General features: G+C 69.5%; 20 protein-coding genes. 10 read left to right on the top strand and 10 right to left on the bottom strand.

The annotated features are described in order from the left end of the window. Positions 1-161: 161 nt before the first annotated feature. The gene (locus tag ASF68_RS16275) at positions 162-1,271 is read left to right on the top strand and encodes a DNA alkylation repair protein (RefSeq protein WP_056013638.1); all 1,110 of its coding nucleotides are present in this window, start codon (positions 162-164) and stop codon (positions 1,269-1,271) included. Positions 1,272-1,366: 95 nt separating this feature from the next. Here the strand turns inward: ASF68_RS16275 and ASF68_RS16270 are convergent, their stop codons facing one another. Then, positions 1,367-2,050 carry a hypothetical protein gene (locus tag ASF68_RS16270; RefSeq protein ID WP_157580555.1) on the bottom strand — a complete coding sequence of 228 codons (684 nt, stop codon included), beginning with the start codon at positions 2,048-2,050 and terminating at the stop codon, positions 1,367-1,369. Between the two features lie 231 nt (positions 2,051-2,281). Here ASF68_RS16270 and ASF68_RS16265 point away from each other — a divergent pair, with 231 nt between their 5' ends. From ASF68_RS16265 to ASF68_RS16255, 3 genes are all read left to right on the top strand, one after another. Then, positions 2,282-3,115: a CPBP family intramembrane glutamic endopeptidase gene (locus ASF68_RS16265; RefSeq protein WP_056013633.1), complete on the top strand. Its 834-nt coding sequence runs from the start codon at positions 2,282-2,284 to the stop codon at positions 3,113-3,115. Positions 3,116-3,119: 4 nt separating this feature from the next. Further along, positions 3,120-3,707, top strand: a complete 588-nt coding sequence (locus ASF68_RS16260) for a TetR/AcrR family transcriptional regulator (protein WP_056013630.1) — start codon at positions 3,120-3,122, stop codon at positions 3,705-3,707. 96 nt (positions 3,708-3,803) lie between these two features. Beyond that, on the top strand, positions 3,804-4,451 hold the full coding sequence (locus ASF68_RS16255) for an NADPH-dependent F420 reductase (RefSeq protein WP_056013628.1): 648 nt from the start codon (positions 3,804-3,806) through the stop codon (positions 4,449-4,451). A 137-nt stretch (positions 4,452-4,588) separates the two neighbouring features. Here ASF68_RS16255 and ASF68_RS16250 read toward each other — a convergent pair whose 3' ends face one another. Both ASF68_RS16250 and ASF68_RS16245 read right to left on the bottom strand, forming a co-directional pair. Then, positions 4,589-5,068 (bottom strand): GNAT family N-acetyltransferase, encoded by a 480-nt coding sequence (locus tag ASF68_RS16250; RefSeq protein ID WP_056013625.1) that lies wholly within the window; start codon positions 5,066-5,068, stop codon positions 4,589-4,591. A gap of 159 nt (positions 5,069-5,227) precedes the next feature. Next, a complete protein-coding gene (locus ASF68_RS16245; RefSeq protein ID WP_056013622.1) occupies positions 5,228-6,184 on the bottom strand; it encodes an alpha/beta fold hydrolase in 957 nt (318 codons plus the stop codon). A gap of 107 nt (positions 6,185-6,291) precedes the next feature. On the opposite strand from ASF68_RS16245, the gene ASF68_RS16240 reads away from it, so the two are divergent. Together ASF68_RS16240 and ASF68_RS16235 are read left to right on the top strand one after the other, a co-directional pair. Next, on the top strand, positions 6,292-6,924 hold the full coding sequence (locus ASF68_RS16240) for a hypothetical protein (protein ID WP_056013619.1): 633 nt from the start codon (positions 6,292-6,294) through the stop codon (positions 6,922-6,924). Between the two features lie 31 nt (positions 6,925-6,955). Continuing rightward, positions 6,956-7,414 carry a hypothetical protein gene (locus ASF68_RS16235; RefSeq protein ID WP_056013616.1) on the top strand — a complete coding sequence of 153 codons (459 nt, stop codon included), beginning with the start codon at positions 6,956-6,958 and terminating at the stop codon, positions 7,412-7,414. Positions 7,415-7,495: 81 nt separating this feature from the next. On the opposite strand, the gene ASF68_RS16230 is transcribed toward ASF68_RS16235, so the two are convergent. After that, on the bottom strand, positions 7,496-7,777 hold the full coding sequence (locus ASF68_RS16230; RefSeq protein ID WP_056013614.1) for a helix-turn-helix domain-containing protein: 282 nt from the start codon (positions 7,775-7,777) through the stop codon (positions 7,496-7,498). Between the two features lie 111 nt (positions 7,778-7,888). Here ASF68_RS16230 and map point away from each other — a divergent pair, with 111 nt between their 5' ends. Together map and ASF68_RS16220 are read left to right on the top strand one after the other, a co-directional pair. Then, complete coding sequence (gene map / locus ASF68_RS16225; protein ID WP_056013611.1) at positions 7,889-8,665, top strand: type I methionyl aminopeptidase; 777 nt, start codon at positions 7,889-7,891, stop codon at positions 8,663-8,665. Positions 8,666-8,726: 61 nt separating this feature from the next. After that, positions 8,727-9,221, top strand: coding sequence for a hypothetical protein (locus ASF68_RS16220; RefSeq protein WP_056013609.1), 495 nt, complete (start codon positions 8,727-8,729; stop codon positions 9,219-9,221). Between the two features lie 27 nt (positions 9,222-9,248). Here ASF68_RS16220 and ASF68_RS16215 read toward each other — a convergent pair whose 3' ends face one another. From ASF68_RS16215 to ASF68_RS16200, 4 genes are read right to left on the bottom strand one after another with little or no spacing between them, the layout of a single operon-like run. Further along, positions 9,249-10,079, bottom strand: a complete 831-nt coding sequence (locus ASF68_RS16215) for an alpha/beta fold hydrolase (RefSeq protein WP_056013607.1) — start codon at positions 10,077-10,079, stop codon at positions 9,249-9,251. Continuing rightward, positions 10,076-10,912: a sugar phosphate isomerase/epimerase gene (locus tag ASF68_RS16210; protein WP_056013604.1), complete on the bottom strand. Its 837-nt coding sequence runs from the start codon at positions 10,910-10,912 to the stop codon at positions 10,076-10,078. Before ASF68_RS16210 ends, ASF68_RS16215 begins: the two co-directional genes overlap by 4 nt. Next, positions 10,909-11,967, bottom strand: coding sequence for a Gfo/Idh/MocA family protein (locus ASF68_RS16205; RefSeq protein ID WP_056013602.1), 1,059 nt, complete (start codon positions 11,965-11,967; stop codon positions 10,909-10,911). The genes ASF68_RS16210 and ASF68_RS16205 overlap by 4 nt, the downstream gene beginning before the upstream one ends. A gap of 36 nt (positions 11,968-12,003) precedes the next feature. After that, positions 12,004-12,972: an ROK family protein gene (locus ASF68_RS16200; RefSeq protein WP_056013600.1), complete on the bottom strand. Its 969-nt coding sequence runs from the start codon at positions 12,970-12,972 to the stop codon at positions 12,004-12,006. A 132-nt stretch (positions 12,973-13,104) separates the two neighbouring features. Here ASF68_RS16200 and ASF68_RS16195 point away from each other — a divergent pair, with 132 nt between their 5' ends. Beyond that, positions 13,105-13,869 carry an SDR family NAD(P)-dependent oxidoreductase gene (locus ASF68_RS16195; protein ID WP_056013598.1) on the top strand — a complete coding sequence of 255 codons (765 nt, stop codon included), beginning with the start codon at positions 13,105-13,107 and terminating at the stop codon, positions 13,867-13,869. A gap of 121 nt (positions 13,870-13,990) precedes the next feature. On the opposite strand, the gene ASF68_RS16190 is transcribed toward ASF68_RS16195, so the two are convergent. After that, a complete protein-coding gene (locus ASF68_RS16190; RefSeq protein ID WP_056013595.1) occupies positions 13,991-14,785 on the bottom strand; it encodes an SDR family NAD(P)-dependent oxidoreductase in 795 nt (264 codons plus the stop codon). Between the two features lie 107 nt (positions 14,786-14,892). Next, positions 14,893-15,693, bottom strand: coding sequence for a DeoR/GlpR family DNA-binding transcription regulator (locus tag ASF68_RS16185; RefSeq protein ID WP_056013594.1), 801 nt, complete (start codon positions 15,691-15,693; stop codon positions 14,893-14,895). A 336-nt stretch (positions 15,694-16,029) separates the two neighbouring features. Between ASF68_RS16185 and ASF68_RS16180 the strand changes: the two genes are divergently transcribed. Then, positions 16,030-17,403, top strand: a complete 1,374-nt coding sequence (locus ASF68_RS16180) for a sugar ABC transporter substrate-binding protein (protein ID WP_056013591.1) — start codon at positions 16,030-16,032, stop codon at positions 17,401-17,403. The last annotated feature ends 9 nt before the right edge of the window (positions 17,404-17,412 follow it).

Raw genomic sequence — 17,412 nt, 5'->3', positions numbered from 1 at the left:
GGGCGAGATCGGAACAGTTTCGGGCGACTCAGGACAGGCGGCGGGGCCCACGCATCTTGAGTCGCCTGGATCTGTCGAAAAATTGCGCGGATTGAGAACACTTCCGGGCAACTCAACCCAGGCCCAGCACAGCTGTCAGCGGCACAGGCCAAGATCGCCGTATGCCCTTCGCAGACGAGCTCCTCGGCACCGCCGTCGCCCGCACCCTCACCCGCTCGCTCCAGGAGGCCGCGCCGGGGAAGCCGTTCGAGGCGACGGCCCAAGCAGCCGAGCGGCTCGACGGCCTCGCCCTCCGGGAGCGCGCCGACCTCCTGCGCGACGCCGTGCTCGAGGACGTCCCGGGCGACTACGCGACGCTCGCCGGTGTCGTCCGCACCGCCCAGGCCTCGGACCCCGCGTTCACCGGCTGGCTCATCTGGCCGGTGACCAGCGCGGTCGCGGTCCGTGGGGTGGAAGAAGGGACGCCCGAGGCCTTCGACGACGCCATGCGGCTCCTCGCCGAACTCACCGACCGCCTCAGCGCCGAGTTCGCCATCCGCACCCTGCTCCGCCACGACCTCGACCGCGCACTCGCGATCGTCCTCGACTGGACCACCTCCGACAACGAGCACGTCCGCCGCCTCGCGAGCGAGGGCACCCGCCCCTACCTGCCGTGGGCCGTGCGCGTGCGTGAGATCGTCGCGAACCCGGGCGTCACCGTTCCGATCCTCGACGCCCTCTACCGCGACCCGAGCGAGTACGTGCGCCGCTCGGTCGCCAACCACCTCAACGACCTCAGCCGCGACGACCCCGAGCTCGTCGTCGCGACCGCCGACCGCTGGCTCTCCGACCCCGACGTCAACACTCCGGCGCTCGTCCGCCACGCGCTGCGCACCCTCGTGAAGCGCGGGAACCCGGGCGCGCTGGCGGCCCTCGGCTTCGGAGCGGCGACCACGGAGGTCGAAGGCTTCGCGGTCGACAGCGCCCACATCCCGTTCGGCGGAACGGTCCGATTCGTCGCGACTGTGCGCAACACCGGCGCCGAGACCGCCCGCCTGGCGATCGACTACGTCGTCCACCACCAGAAGGCGAACGGCTCACAGACGACGAAGACGTTCAAGCTCACGACGACCGAGCTGGCCCCCGGTGAGCACATCCTGCTCACCCGCGAACACTCGTTCCGAGCGATCACCACCCGCCGCTACCACCCGGGAGCCCACGGCATCGCGCTGCAGGTGAATGGGATCGCGACCGAGCCGCTGACGTTCGAGCTGCTGCCGCCGGTGGAATGAGGCGGGCGTCAGGGCCGCCGCGTATTCACGCCTGTCGGAAAGCGCACTTCGACAAGCTCAGTGACCGGGGGGCTCAGTGACCGGTGGGAGCTCGGCTACTCAGCGACCTTGTCGACGGCCGCCTGCGTGAGCTGCGCGAGCTCGTCGGGGGTCACGCTGCCGGCCAGCACGCCGACGGAGACGAGCGCTCCTTCGCCCGCGACGAGGTACATCTGAATGGACGTCGTCACGACGTAGCCGGTCGACGCGGACAGCGTGTAACCCTTCACCGCGCCGTCGACCCCGGTCACGTCGACCGGCTCCCACTCGATCAAGATCGTCTCGCCGTTGACCATCCGCTCCGTCTGCTCACCGAAGCACGCGGAGACGGCGGCGTCGGCCGTTTCAAGCAACGCCTCCGAATCGTCCGTCGGGACCAGGGACTCGGAGAACACCGTCCTGGCGCGCTCGAAGGAGACCGTCGGCGGTTCCTCGGTTCCGAGGACGCTGGCCAGGTTGCCCTGGCAGACGGTCGTCTCGGCCTTGTCGGTGGAGGTCTCCGGCTCGCTCGAGTCCGTGGGCTGCAGAGCCCACCCGCCGGTGGGAAGGTCGTCGATGGTCAGCAGCTTCGACACCACGTCGACCGTCGGGGCCTCGGACGGCTCGACGGCCGCAGAGGGGGCGGCGGCATCCGGCGCGGATTGGGCGAACGGGAGGGTCGCGCAACCCGACATCACCACCGCCAGGAGCGCACCGGTGGCAACCACGCCGAGCCGACGAGCTCGGAATGACCTGCTCACGCCTCGACCCGACCCGACACCACGCACGCGCGCACCGGCCGAAGCGATGGACTGGTTTCGACGTGTGATCTGCATGGCTGCTCCTCTGATTGACCCGACACTCGCACGGTACCGAGCGCCGATCCGCTCGGCGATGGGCAGCGCTGCCCATGCATCGGTCCGGGCGGGCCGCGCCGCAGCCGATCGCTTCAGGTAGCTCCACCTCTCGGAATACATGTGTATTCTTTGGCCATGCCCCCTCGCTCCGCCTCACCCTCCGCACCGACCGCCTCAACCGAGGAGCAACAGCCCGGCGACCACCCCACCGCGAGCTGGCACCTGCGCGCTCCGTGGTTCGCCGCCATCGCCCTCGCGCTCGTCCCCGTCGTGTTCACGGCGGGCGCATCTGCCGCGGCACAACTGTCCGAGGCAACAGAGATCGGCGGAGCGTTCATCCTCGCCGCGGGCGCAGCCGCCTCAGCCATCCTCGGGCTCATCGTCATGCGATTCTCGCGACCGAGGGTCAGTGACTACGGCTTCCGGCGTCCGCGGCGAGCGCGAGCCGCGCTGTGGTTCGTCCCGGCCGCCGCGACGGTCCTGATCATCCTCGGCACCCAGGGTGTCCGGGTCGACGCACCGGCCATCGCGGCATACGCCGCGCTCGTGGTCGCTGTCGCGCTGAACGAGGAGACCTGGTTCCGCGGCATCGTGTTCGCGATCCTCCGCGCACGCAGCTCTCGTACGGCGATCGTCGGGAGTTCCGTCCTCTTCGGCGTCCTGCACCTGGCGAACCTCGCGGGCGGCGCCGACCTCGGCTCCTCCATCCTGCAGGTGGCGTTCGCGGCGCTCTTCGGTCTCGTCGCCGCGCAACTCCTCGTCCTCACCGGCAGCCTGTGGCCCGCGATCGCCTGGCACGCCGCCTGGAACTTCGTCACCTTCATCGGCGGCGACGCGACCGACACCCGATCGCTCATCGGACTCGGCGCCGCCTGCCTCGTCATGCTCGGCTATGCGGTGTTCCTCGGTCGGCGGACACCGTCGCGGCCGGGCGGAACAGCAGCGACCGGCTCCCCAGCCCTACCCTGAGAACGTGGACCTGACCGACCGCCAGACCGAACTCGCCGATGCGGCGCTGCGGATCGTCGCGCGGTCAGGCCTCGGTGCGCTGTCGTTCCGCGCGGTCGCGAGCGAGGACCGCTGTTCGCTCGGCTCCGTCCAGAAGGCGTTCCCGAGCAAGCAGCGGATGGTCGCGGCGGCGTTCACCCGACTCCGCGACACGTCGGCGCCCCTGCCGTCCGGCGAGCCCGGCCGCCCGAACCTGCGACGGTGGCTCGTCGACCTGTTCATCGGCGTCCTCCCCCTCGATGAACCGCGCCGGGCCGCGCACCGCCAGGGTGAGGTGTTCGCGGAGGTCGCACTGGTCGATGCGGACATCGCCGCCGCCATCGCCGAGAGCGACGCGCGACTCCGTGGCCTCATCGCGTCGCTCATCGCCCGCGGAAGCGCGGAGGGCGAGATCCCGGCCTGGGTCGATCCCGACACCGCCGCCTGGGCAGTCTGGGCGCTCGCCGGCGGCGTCGCCTCCCAACTCGGCTACGACCCGGAACCCGAGAGCGAGGTCCGGACCAGACTCGATGCGGCGATCGGCGCGCTCCTGGGCGTCGCTGCCGCCGACTGACGACCGGACCACACGACCGGACCGCCGCGGATGAACGTCCGCTGAGAATCGCTGAGCGCAGGAATGCCCCACCCCGCCGGAACCGTTCCCCTCAACATGACAACCATCGGAATCATCGGTTCAGGAAACATCGGCTCTCAGCTCGCACGCCTCACGGTGGCGCAGGGTCACGACGTCATCGTGTCCAACTCGCGCGGACCGGAGACGCTCGCGGACCTCGTCTCGGAGCTCGGCGAACACGCCACCGCAGGCACCGCCCTCGACGCGGCCGAGCGTGGCGACATCGTCATCGTCACCATCCCGCTGCACGCGATCGACACCGTGCCCGTCGCACCGCTCGTCGGCAAGGTCGTCATCGACACCAACAACTACTACCCCGAGCGCGACGGCCACATCGCCGAGCTCGACGAGGAGACGACCACCACGGCCGAGATGCTGCAGGCGCACCTCCCCGAGTCGAAGGTCGTGAAGGCGTTCAACCACATCTACGCCGCCGACCTCACCACGAAGGGCAAGCCGTCCGGCACCCCCAACCGTCGCGCCCTCGTCATCGCCGGTGACGACGCCGACGCGAAGGCCACCGTCGCCGCACTCATCGACTCCTTCGGTTTCGAGCCCCTCGACATCGGCGCCCTCGCCGAAGGATGGCGCATCCAGCGCGACACCCCCGGCTACGGCCCGGACGTCGACGCCGACAAGCTGCGCGAACTCGTCGCCGAGGCCAAGCGCTACCGCGACATGTAAGACACCCCGCATCGCGAATCGCCCTGACCCGCCCCGAGCTGTTGCTCGGATCGCGGATCAGGGCGATTCGTCGTTTGTGGGACGGGTCGGGCCGCGTCCGACGAGCGCGTCGACCGCCGCCAGCGGAGATCGTGACGCTAGTGGGAACCGTCCGACTCGGCCCGCCACTCGAGGAGGAGCGGCGCCTCCTCGAAGCCGGCACGGCGGTAGACCGAGGCGCCGTTCTCGTTCGAGCTGACGGAGACCCGTCCGATGTCGCGAGCACGTGCTGCATCGAGCAGGCCGTCGACGAGCCGGCCGGCGATGCCACGGCCGCGGAACTCGGGGCGGACGAAGACGCTCTGCACGTCGCCCGTGAGGCGGCGGAGCGCGCCGATGTTCGGGGCGCGAGAGAACACGACCAGCCACGCCATCCCGACGACCTGATCGTCGACCACGGCCACCAGGCACACCCGGGAGTCGGGGTCGACGGCGATCCACGAGGTCAGGTCGTGGGAGAACAGGGCCCGTTCCCAGTCCGCGAGCGGGGCCGCTGGAGGTGACATCGCCAGCTTGAGCTCGGCCAGCCCGGCGGCATCGGCCGGCGTCGCGACGCGGATCTCGACCTCGGGTTCCATGCGACGAGTGTTGCATGGGCCGGTGTCATGGAAGGGGAGGTGGGTGGGCCGGGGAGCCCTTCGACAGGCTCAGGGACCGGGGTGGTTGGGTTTCCGGAGCGGGCGCGGCTGAGAGAGCGGGGCCCTTCGACACGCTCAGGGAGCGGCGAGCCGGGATGCTCAGGGAGCGAGGGTCTTGAAGCGGTCAAGCGCCGCACGCAGCACCGCGCTCTCCTCCGCTCCGCCGTGGCCCTCGGCCTCGACGATCGTCAGCTCGCTCGCCGACCACAGTTGGTGGAGGCGCCAGGCCGTCACGGCCGGTCCGCTGATGTCACGGCGACCGTGGACCAGCGCGCCCGGGATGTCCGCGATCCGGCCCATCCGGGCGAGCACCGCCTGCTCGCCGGTGAGAAAGCCGTCGCGACTCCAGAAGTGGGTGACGAGCGTCGCGAACGCCTCCCGCGTGCGGGCATCGGCGAAGAGCTGGCCGACACGTTCCGGGCTGTCGAGCGACACGTGCGCGCTCTCCCACCGGTCCCAGGCGGCAGCGGCAGCGGTTCGCTCGGCCGCATCACCCTCGCGCAGCCGCCGCGCGTAGGCCTCGACGACGCGCTCGCCATCCCGGCGGCGACTGTCGCGCTCGAACCGCGCCCACTCCTCCGGGAACACGCGGCCGACACCCTCGGTGATCCAGTCGACCTCCTCGCGGCTCGTCGTCGTCACCGCGACGAGCCCCAGCGCGATCACGTGGTCGGGATGCTCCTGCGCATACGCCAGCGCGAGGGTCGTGCCCCAGGAGACCCCGGCGACCACCCAGCGCTCCACACCCATCGCCACGCGAACCTGCTCGATGTCGGCGATCAACCGCTGGGTCGTGTGCTCGTCGAGCCGATCACGCGCATCGAGGATGTTCGGGACGCTCTTGCCGCTCCCCCGCTGGTCGATCCCGATCAGCCGGTACCGCGACAGGTCGAAGTGCGAGCGATACCACCCGGAGCCGAGCGAACCGCCAGGGCCTCCGTGCAGCCACAGCGCCGGAACGCCGTCCGGGACGCCCGACTCCTCCCAGAAGATCGACGCACCACCCTCGACCTCGACGAATCCGGTGGCGTACGGGCCGGCATGCTCATCAGTCATCCGAGCCACGCTACACAGCCCGGGTGACGAAGACCGGGACGCCCGTCGACCAGCGCAGGGACCGGAGCTCCGCGTGCGCAGCGAGCCCGTCCGTAGACTGGGCGCCCATGGGGGAGACGAACGAGATGACGCCAGGATCCAAGCAGGTGTGGATCGTCGCCGGAGCACTGATGATCGGGTCGGTTCTCCTCGGCCCGCTCCTGCAGGTGGGGTCGTACCTCGGGCCGACCGGAAGCCTGCTCTCGACCCTGCTGATCGTCGTGTCGATGATCATGTTCGCGATCGGCTCAGACCGTTCCACGAGCGTGACCGCGAGGCGACCGCTCGGCACCGCGGCGCTGATCGGCCTCGCCGTGTGGACCGCGATCGGCACACCCGCGCTCGTCGCCCTGGCCGCCCAGCCCGGCCACGGCTCCATGATCGGGTACGGACACGTCGACCTGATCGTCAGCTTCGTGCTGGCCGCGATCGCCACCACGCAAATCGCCCGCGCCGGGATCGTGCCCCGCCCGTGGCACCTCGCGCCCCTCTGGGTACTCGTCGCCGCGGCTGCGGTGCGGGTCGTGCAGCTGGTCGTCGTCGTCGCGGCAGGGTCCGACGCGTCGCGGTTCGCACCGTTCCTCTCGATCCTCGACGGACTCGGCGGGGTGGTCGCCCCGGTCTTCCTCGGGATCATCGCGATCATGCTCGCCAGCCGAGACGCGGGCGTCGCAGCGGGCCGCAGGGAGCAGAAGTCGTAGGCTGTCGGGAATCGACCTCGGGGGACGTCACATGCATCGACGCATTGCCGCTGGAATCGCCGCGCTGACCTTGGCTGTCGGGCTCAGCGCGTGCGCCGCCTCGGGTCAGAGCTATGCGGACCTGGAACGTGACCAGACCGACCAGGATCGACTCCCGGTGAGCACGCCCGGCGGCGGAAGCGACGATCCACTCGCGATCGATGCCGATTCGACGCGGCTCGTCGCGGTGCAGGGCGATACGGAGATCTTCCTGGCGTCGGCGACCGAGCAGGGGCAGCCACGCATCTGCATCATCGTGTTCGCCGCGACCGAGCCGTTCCGCGCCTGCGGCGACGGCGACCAGGTGACCCTGAGCGACAGCGTCAACCGGTACACGGTGCTCTCCGATGCCGCCGTCGACACACAGCTCGACCCCGACGAGGGGTGGACCAAGATCAGCGAGAACGTCTTCACCCGGCCGGTCGAACCGACGACGAGCGACACGCAGTAGCGGGGCGGCGTGCAGTGATCGCGGGGCGCCCTTCGACAAGCTCAGGGACCGGGGGATCCGTCAGAGGACCGGGGCGCGATGCTAGGAGACGAGACGCTCGCGCAGGCGCTCGCGGGCAGGAGCTGGACTGATCGTCGCCCAGACCTCGTCGAGGGAGAGGTCGAGCACCTCGGCGATCGCGGCGATCGTCGAGAACGCCGGCGTCGCGACGCGACCGGACTCGATCTTCCGCAGCGTCTCCGGCGAGAGCCCGGCGTCGAGGGCGATGTCAAGCATCGACCGCTCGCCACGGGCCTCACGCAGGAGCGCACCCAGGCGCTGACCACGTTCGACGTCGGTGGGGGTGAGCGGGAGGCGGACCATGCGCCCAGTGTAGTACGGGATAGTTTGACCGGTATAGTTATTGGTCGGGTGCCGAGAGTGGCACGAACACCGCCACACCGCACACGCAGCACACCGATGGAAGGGCCCCGCATGATCGAGATCTTCACCCCCACCGAGGTCGCGAAGGCCCGTCGCACCGGCGAGCTCGTCGCGAACATCCTCCACACGCTGAAGCACCGCGTGACGGTCGGCACGAACCTCCTCGAGATCGACCGCTGGGCCAAGGCGATGATCCTCGAGGCCGGCGCCGTCTCCTGCTACGTCGACTACGCCCCCTCCTTCGGACGCGGACCCTTCGGCCACTACATCTGCACCGCCGTCAACGACGCCGTCCTGCACGGCCTCCCACGCGACTACGCGCTCGCCGACGGTGACCTCCTCACCCTCGACCTCGCCGTCCTCCTCGACGGCATCGCCGCAGACTCCGCGATCAGCTTCGTCGTCGGCACCGCGAAGCCGGAGGACCTCGCGCTCATCGAGACCACCGAGCGCGCCCTCGCCGCCGGCATCGCCGCCGCCAAGCCGGGTGCGAAGATCGGCGACATATCCTTCGCGATCGGCACCGTGCTGAGCGGCGCCGGGTACCCGATCAACATGGACTTCGGCGGACACGGCATCGGCACGACCATGCACCAGGACCCGCACGTCTCCAACGACGGTCGCGCCGGCCGCGGCTACAAGCTGCGCCCCGGTCTGCTCCTCGCGATCGAGCCGTGGGTGATGGTCGACACCGACAAGCTCGTCACCGACGCCGACGGCTGGACGCTCCGCAGCGTCACCGGCAGCCGCACCGCCCACAGCGAGCACACCATCGCGATCACCGAGGACGGCGCCGAGATCATGACGCTGCCGACCGTCACGTTCTGAGCACCTGAAGGTCTCCCCAACGCACTCGACCAGCCCGACACGCTGTGCTTAGGCTGGTGGGATGACCGACGATCGCCGCACGGTCCTCCGGGGCCGGTACCTGAGCCTCGGATTCGGGGAGCTGTTCGCCGCCATCGTGTTCATCGGCGTCGCATTTGTCTCGGTACTGCCGGTACTCGAACGCCCGAGCGATGCGCTCGCGTTCTGGTCCGCGCTCATCCCGCTGCTGGTGATCCTCGCGCAGGCCGGCGTCTACTGGCTGCTCGCCCGACAGTGGGTCGAGCAGGGCAGGATGCCCAGCGGGTTGGCCTCCGTCTACCGCGGGTTCCGCGTGCTCGACGTAGCGCTGCTACTGGCAGGACTCGTCGGGATCATCGTCTGGTTCCCCGCTCACCCCTTCGCGGCGATCGGCATCCCGTTCATCTGGCTGCTGGGCGTCATCGAGTACGTGAACTACTTCGTCGTCCGCCTCGCCTATCCGCCCTCCGAGTGGTTCAAGCGGATCGGCGAGGGGCGCACGCCCCGACTGATGCAGGACGTCCGGGCCGCAGCCTGAGTCGATGCCAGGGCCCGACGCCGAGCGTCAGACGCCGTCGGCCCAGGCCTCCAGGCAGCGACGGGTGGCCGCGCGCATCTGCTCGTCGTAGGCCGCGGGCTCGCGGTCGCGCGAAGGTGTGACCACGAGCTCGGAACCGGTGATCCGCTCGTGCCAGAGTTCCGCGACCCACATCGGGTGCACCGGATCGGCCTCCGCACCCACGACGGTCACCGGGCACGACGGCGTCCAGCGGCCGCCCCAGGTGATCGACGGGTTCGCCGGGACCTGCTCGAGGCGCACGACCCGCCCAGCAGCGCCCGGCTTCGTGAACTGCGCGAGCAGACTCTCGGCCGCCACAGGTGAGACCTCCGCGACTTGCTGATACGCCTCCGACGCAGCGAACCTCCCGACGCCGTCGGCGCCCTGCGCCCGCAGGAGGGCGGCCACCTCGCGGAAGACCCGGAGATGCTCCGGCCAGGGCTCCTCGCCGAACGCCGGCCGGACGAGCAATGCACCTCGGAGCCGGAGCCCGCCACGCTGCACCAGACGCAGGGCGACCGCAGCCCCCATCGAGATCCCCACCACGATCAGCGGTCGAGCGATGAAGCCGCGCCTCCGCAGGAGCGCGACGGCGTCATCCGCCAGGCGATCCACAGTGAAGTCCTCCGGCTCACCGATGACAGACGTCTCGCCATGTGCGCGTTGATCGGGCGCGACCACCGTGAGCCCCGCGCCGAGCGGCTCGCTCAACAGACCGAGCGGCTGGTTCCGGTCGCCACCGAGGCCGTGCAGCATGAGCACGACCGTCTCACCGGAGCCGAGGACCGACGTCGCGGCAGCCTCGGCGAAGGCCTCGGAGGGGTCGACGCCACTCATGCGTCGCCGAGGACCAGCGAGCGGACGGCGGCGAGGTTCGCGGGATCGGCGTCCTGGACGATCACCGGCACCGCGTGTGGGAGCCCGGCGTGCAGCTCGCGGACCAGAGCGAAGTCGAGTCCCGAGGCGCCGGCGATCCGTTCGTCCCAGGTGACGACGTCCTTCGCGTGGACACAGATGGCGCGCGACCCGAGTCGGTCGAACGCGTCGCGGAGGACCCTCTCGTATGCGTCCGGCTCCGTCTCGCCGACGAGGTTCGCCGGATCGAGGATGAAGCCGATGCGTCCGCCCCGGTCCCCCAGCTCGTCGAGCAGCCGCACCGCCGCGTCGGTCCCCGAGACGACATTGCCGGGTTCCGGTTCGACGGCGAGCAACACGTCCGCCTCCTCGGCGGCGTCGAGCAGCGGACCGAGGTTGCTCAGGAGGTCTGCCCACGCGTCCGGGGTGTCGTTGTCGGGGTGCGCAGCCCACATGTCGTCGGCGTTCCGACTGCCGGTGCAGAGCGTGACCGCGACGACCCCGAGTTCAGGCGCCCGACGGATGAGCCGTGCGGCATCCACCGTCTGCGCACGCGCGCGGTCCTGGTCGGGATGGACGAGGTTGTACGAGCCGGAGAGTCCCCAGATGCGCAGGCCCGCGGCCTCGAGGTCGCGCCGGACGGAGACCAGGTCGACTCCGGCCGAGGCCTGAGCGTCCGGGATCGTCGGCAGACCGACCGCCGAGAGGTTGAGCTGCACGGTGGAGAACCCGGCTGCGGCGATCTCCCGGCCGAGCGGCTCCGGCGCCTGGGCCGGGAAGCAACGGGCGAAGACCCCGAGTTCGACGGCGCTCATCGGAGGGCCGGCTCGGTCAGGGTGACGAGCTCGCCGTGTGCAGCGGCGCTCGCGATGGCGGCGTCGATGAGGCGGACCACGGCGACGCCGTCCTGCGGGCTCGGGCTCTCGCCACCACCCGCTGCGATGGCGGCCGCGAACGCCTCCAGCTGCAACTTGAACGCGTTGGTGTCGGTCGGGTGCGGCCGACGCGAGAAGCCGTCCCGCTCCAGGAACACTTCCACGTCCGATGCGCGCTTCCAGAACGGTTGGTGTGTGCGGGTCCGGATGGTGCCGTGCTCGGCCGACAGCTCGATGCCCTCCGACCAGTCGCCGTGGACGTCGACGGTCATCTCGAACGAGCCGACCCCGCCATCAGCCAGACCGACGACGCCGTGCCACGTGTAGTCCTCGCCCACCTGGCTGCCGTGGACGCGGATCCAGCGCGGAAGTCCCGTGAAGTGGATGAGGGTGTCGAAGACGTGGGCACCGTGCGTCGCGAGCAGGTAACCGGTCCGGTTCCCGCTCGACTTGAAGGTGTTCTCGACAGCACGGACCTCGGCGTCGACGATCATGTCGGGGAAGAGCGTGGCCTCGATCGGCGCGCGACGGGCTGGCACCCGGTAGACCGAGTGGTACGACACGGCCCGGCCGAGCTCCGGCAGGGCGTCGTGCGCGAACGAGACACCGGGGTCGTGGCGCTTCATCGCGCCGGTCTGCAGCCGGAGTCCACGTTCGGCGGCGAGCGCCACGAGCTCCTCGGCCTCGGCGACCGTCGCGGCGAGTGGCTTCTCCACGAGGACGTGCTTGCCGGCCGAGAGCGCAGCCATGCCAAGCTGGTGGTGGAAACGGTCCGGGGTGGCGATGACGACGGCGTCGATGTCCGTTGCGAGGAGGTCGTCGAGCGTGACGGAGCTGGTCACGCCGTAGCGGGCCGCGACCTGGGACGAGAGGAGTTCGCTCGGGTCGTAGACGGACACGAGGGTCAGCTGGTCGGTCTTCGCAAGGGCGGGGAGGTGCGCGGCCTGCGCGATCCGTCCGCAGCCGATCATGCCGATACGCAGGGGGGTGGTCATAGCGGTTGCCTTCCAGGGTTTGGTTCGGGGTGAGGGTCAGACGGCGGAGATGGTCGCCGCAGGGGTGATGGTCTGGGTGAGGTCGGGGCGGGCCAGGAGCGCGGCTCCGATCGCAGCGGCGAACGGTCCGATGGCGTCGAGTCGCACCGGCGGCGGTGTCGTGAGACCCGCGAACGACCAGTGCCGGTGGAGGTGGTGCTCGATGCGGGCGGGTAGGAGCTCGGCGGCTCCGTGCGCGATGCTGCCTCCGAGGAAGACGACGGCGGGTTCGATCGTGACGCAGATGGCGCGGATGGCCTGCGCGCACGCGATGGCGGCCTGGTCGAGCACGCCCGACGCGACCGGGTCGCCGCGCAGCGCCGCATCGACGACGTCCTTCGCCGACGGCGTCGACGGAACGTCGTGCCCTGGGGTCCAGCCGGTCTCCACCGCCCGTGCGGCAAGGACGCTGATGCCCATACCGCCGGCGTACTGCTCAAGACAGCCCGAGCCTCCGCAGACGCACCGTGCGTCGGTCGGCGGGAAGACGGGCAGGTGTCCGAGTTCGCCGGCGAGGCCGGTCACGCCACTCACCACCCGGCCATCGGCGACCATCGCACCGCCGACCCCGGTCCCGAGCGTGAGCAGCACGGCGTCGGTCACCCGCTCCCCGGTCTCGGACTCGTGCCGGTCGAGCACGGATCGCAGGGTGGCGTCGCCGTCGTTGACCACGCGGACGTCGGTGCCGAGTGATCCGGCGAGCTCCGAGCCGAGGTCTCCCGCGATACGCAGTGAGGCGCCACTCGTGATCCGACCGTCCCGTCGGACGAGTCCGGACACGGACACCCCGACGGAATCGAACGGGCCGGTGTCGCGAAGGCGCCTGGCCGCCGCGAGCAGCTCTGCCGCGACCTCGGTGTTCCCGCGCGCCTGATGCGCCCGCCAATCCTCGGCGACGACCTGTCCGCGCGCGTCGAGGGCGACCGCCGCGACCTTGCTGCCGCCGATGTCGAGTCCGATGTGCACTGCTACCTCACTTTCGAAATGGATCGTATCAGGTTTGCTTTATTTTGGTTTCTTGCCATTTCCGGGCCATCAAGCGAACATGGGAGCCGCAGAAGCTGCAGAACACGCAATCACGGAACAAAGGAGTCACACATGGTGTCGTTTTCGCTCGAAGGCAAGGCGGCCTTCGTCACGGGTGCCGCGCAAGGCATCGGCTACGGCGTGGCGGACGCCCTGATCGAGGCCGGAGCACGGGTCGCGATCGTCGACCTCGCCGCCGCCGACCCCGGCGCGGCCGCGGCACGCCTCGCCGAACGGCACGGGCGGGACGTCGAGCACTTCACCTGCGACGTCACGGATTCCGCCGCCGTCGCCGAGCTCGTCCCCGCGGTCGCCGACCGACTCGGCGGCCTGGACATCGCCGTCAACAACGCCGGCGTCGGGAACGCAGGACCCGCTACGGAGACGACCGACGAGGAGTGGCGTCGCGTCTACGGCGTCAACGTCGACGGCATGTTCTACTGCTGCCGCGAGGAGGGGCGCTGGTTCATCGACAACGGGGTGCGCGGGTCCATCATCAACACGGCCTCCATCTCGTCGTTCTTCTCCGTGCCGCAGTACCAGGCGCCGTACAACTCGTCGAAGTCCGCAGCCTGGGGTCTCACCCGCACCCTGGCGTACGAGTGGGGGCCGCACGGCGTCCGGGTCAACTCCGTAAGCCCGGGGTTCACCATCACCCCGATGGTCGAGACGCCGCGCATGAAGCCGCAGCAGGAGGGCTGGAAGCAGCTCACCCCGATGGGCAAGCTCGCGACGATCGAGGACCTCGCGGGGGCATACGTGTTCCTCGCCAGCGACGCGTCCGGGCACATGACGGGCGCCGATCTCATCATCGACGGCGGCCTGACACTGCGCTGAGCGCTGCGAGACGACCGTTCGAACGGCCGGCACCCGGACATCGGGCGCCGGCCGTTCGGCATCAGATCGACGACGTCGGCATCAGATCGACGACGTCGGCATCAGATCGACGACGTCGGCATCAGATCGACGACGTGAAGGCGCCCTCGACGGGCAGGACGATGCCGTGCACGTACTCCGACTCGTCGCTCATGAGCCAGCAGGCGGCGCTCGCGATCTCGTCGATCTCCGCGTAGCGCCCGGCCGGGATGTTGGCGAGCACCTTGCGGCGATAGCGCATCGGGTCGTCCGGCGTCTGCATGCGTTCGTTGGCGTGCATCATCGGCGCGTTCACCGGGCCGGGAGCCAGCGTGTTGACGCGGACGCCCTTGCCCGCCACCTCGGCGGCAGCGACCCGGGTGAGCCCGACGACGGCGTGCTTCGTCGCGGCGTAGGCGGAGTGGTCGGCGTGCCCGATGATGCCGGCGACGGACGCGGTGTTCACGATGTTGCCGAAGCCCTGCGCGATCATGTGCGGCAGCGTGAAGTGAAGACCGTAGAAGACCCCGTCGAGGTTGATGGCGACCACCTTGCGGTACACATCGAGCGGATAGTCGACGATCGGGACCATCTGCCCGTTGATCGCCGCGTTGTTGAAGAGGATGTCGATCCGCTCGAACTGCTCCAGCGTGTAGTCAACATAGCCGCGGACCTGCTCGGGGTCGCTCACGTCCGCGACGCGGACCCGTGCCGTGCCGCCGTCGGCGGTGATCGCGTCGACGGTCTGCTGCGCGGTCGCCTCGTCGAAGTCGACGACGACGACGTTCGCCCCCTGCGCGGCGAGTCGACGAGCGGTCGCGGAACCGATGGCACCGCCGGCTCCGGTCACGATGGCGGTCTTCCCGGCGAAGCGGTCGGGGTGGGTGTTGGTGCTCATGTTTCTCCTTCGAAATGGATGAGTCGATCCGCACGGATCGTCACGGCCGCGGAATCGTTCCGCGCCCGTGCTGTCGCGACCGCCCTGGCCGTCGAGGTGGCGCCGGTTCAGGCCTCCGGGTACACCAGGGAGACGTCGTGCGCGCCCGCCCATTCCGTGAGCTGCGCGTCGGGACGATCGGTGACGATCGTGTCGACGGCCGAAAGTGGGCAGACCTCGACGAAGTCGGTCAGGCCGACTTTGGAGTGGTCCATCGGGATGATGACCCGGGTGGCCCGTCTCGCGACGGCACCCTTCACCTCGGCCTCGCCGATGTCGGCCGCGAACGCGCCGTCGCCGTTCACGCCGGTGACGCCGATGAAGGCGACGTCGACGCGGAACTGCTCGAGGCTGCGCATGGTGAGCGGACCGACGAAGCACCGTCCTTGCGGCCGGTAGCGGCCGCCGAGGACGACCGGATGCTCGTCCAGGCGGTTGCCGAGGACCTCGCCGATCGCGAACGAATTGGTGATGACCTTGACGTCGCGAGGTGCATCGGACCCGCGGTCCGCGAGCAGCATCGCGAGTTGGATGGTCGTCGTGCCGCCATCGAGGAAGATGGCGTCGCCGTCCTGGATGAACTGCAAGCACGCCTCGGCGATGTGCTGCTTCTCCACGACGAACTTCCGTTCCCGTTCACCGACGGGGACCTCGGTCATCGGCCGTCGAGCGACCGCGCCGCCATGCGTGCGGCGCAGGAGGTCACGCGACTCCAGCTCGGCGATGTCCTTACGGATCGTCGGCTCGGTGACGTCGAACGACCGGGCGAGCTCGGAGGTGCGCACCCGCCCCCGCTCGGTGACGAGTCGCCAGATGCGCTCCCTGCGCTCGGTTGCGAACGCGTCTCGTGAGCTCGAAGGCTCGCTCATGGCAGCCTCCCTTCCTGGTCGTGCTCGGCTCCGCAGCGGTGCCGATCGGAACACCCGTCGAACGGGCAACTTCTTGACAACATCGACGATACCTGGTTCTGTGCACTCGAAGCAAAGCAAACACAAGCCAAATCGGTAGCAATCGAAAACCCTGAGATCGCACACCGACCGAGCGGTCTCCACCCGCGAGCTTCGCGCCCACCCATTCGTGGGCCACGATGTTCACGGTGCGAAGGAAAAGCCGGGCGATATCGATCCGTTATCGCGGAAGTGTTGACCAGCTCCGCCAAATCTGTTTATCGTGTAAATAACAATGGTGTTAACCAGGAGGCCCCCATGTCCCAGAAGCGTTTACGGAGACTCGCCGTCCCCGCAGCTGTCGTCACCCTCGCCGTCGCCCTGGCGGGCTGCCAGGGAGCAGACCCCTCGGGCGGAGGTGACGGCAAGAAGATCGTGATCGCCTCCGTGAACAACGGACCGATGATGACGATGCAGGAACTCGCCCCCGAGTTCACGAAGGAGACCGGCATCGAGGTCGAGTTCGTGATGCTCACGGAGAACGACATCCGATCCAAGATCCAGCAGGACGTCGCCGTCAACGGCGGACAGTTCGACGTCGTGACCCTCGGCACCTCGGACGCCGGCACGTACCTCGACTCCGGCTGGACCGTGCCGCTCGACCCCATGTTCGACAAGATGGACGCCGACGAGAAGGCCGCTTACGACGAGGACGACCTCATCGCCGGCACCGTCTCCGCGTTCTCCTCCGAGAAGCAGGGCATGGCCGCGATCCCGCTGTACGGCGAGAGCACGATGACCATGTATCGCAAGGACCTGTTCGACGCGGCCGGTCTCACCATGCCCGCCCAGCCCACGTGGGACGAGATCTACGACTTCGCCACGCAGCTGAACGACCCGGCCAGCGGCCAGGTCGGCATCGCCATCCGCGGCAAGGCGGGCTACGGCGAGAACATGTACATCCACAACACCATCCAGTACGCCTACGGTGCCCAGATCGCCGACGACGACTGGAACGCCGGCTACGACTCGCCCGAGATGGCCGAGGCGTGGGAGTTCTACCGCAAGCTGCAGAAGGACGCCGGCGCACCCGAGGCCTCCTCGAACGGCTACACCGAGACGCTCAACCTGATGTCGAGCGGCAAGGCGGCGATCTACTACGACGCGACCGTCTCCGCCGACGTCTTCGAGGGCGCCGACTCCGCCGTCGCCGGCAAGATGGGTTACGCCCTGTCCCCCGCGGGTCCCGGCAAGGGCAACACGCAGACCGTCGGCGGCTGGGGCATCGGCCTCACCTCCTCCTCGAAGAACCAGGACGCCGCGTTCCAGTTCATGACCTGGGTCACCTCGAAGGACTACGTCAAGCTCGTCGCCGAGAAGAAGGGCTGGCTGAACGTCCTCACCGGTGCCCGTGCCTCCACCTACCAGGCACCCGAGTACCAGGCCGTCGCCCCCTACGCGAGCCTCGTGCTGGAGTCCCTGGAGAACGTGGACTTCACCCACCCCGCGGTCGGTGACACCCCGTACGTCGGCAACTCCCTGCCGAGCATCCCCGAATGGTCCGGTATGGGCGAGAAGATCGGCCAGATCCTCGCCGAGTACATCTCCGGGTCCGGCTCGACGGACGACGCGCTCGCGAACGCTCAGAAGGTCGCGACCGACGCCTTCGTCGACGGCGGCCGCACCAAGTAATCGGATCGG

This window comes from Plantibacter sp. Leaf314 (genome assembly GCF_001423185.1).
In the GTDB taxonomy this organism is placed as follows: Bacteria; Actinomycetota; Actinomycetes; order Actinomycetales; family Microbacteriaceae; genus Plantibacter.
The sequence above is the reverse complement of the archived record's forward strand: the minus strand, read 5'-3'. Positions and strand labels throughout refer to the sequence as shown.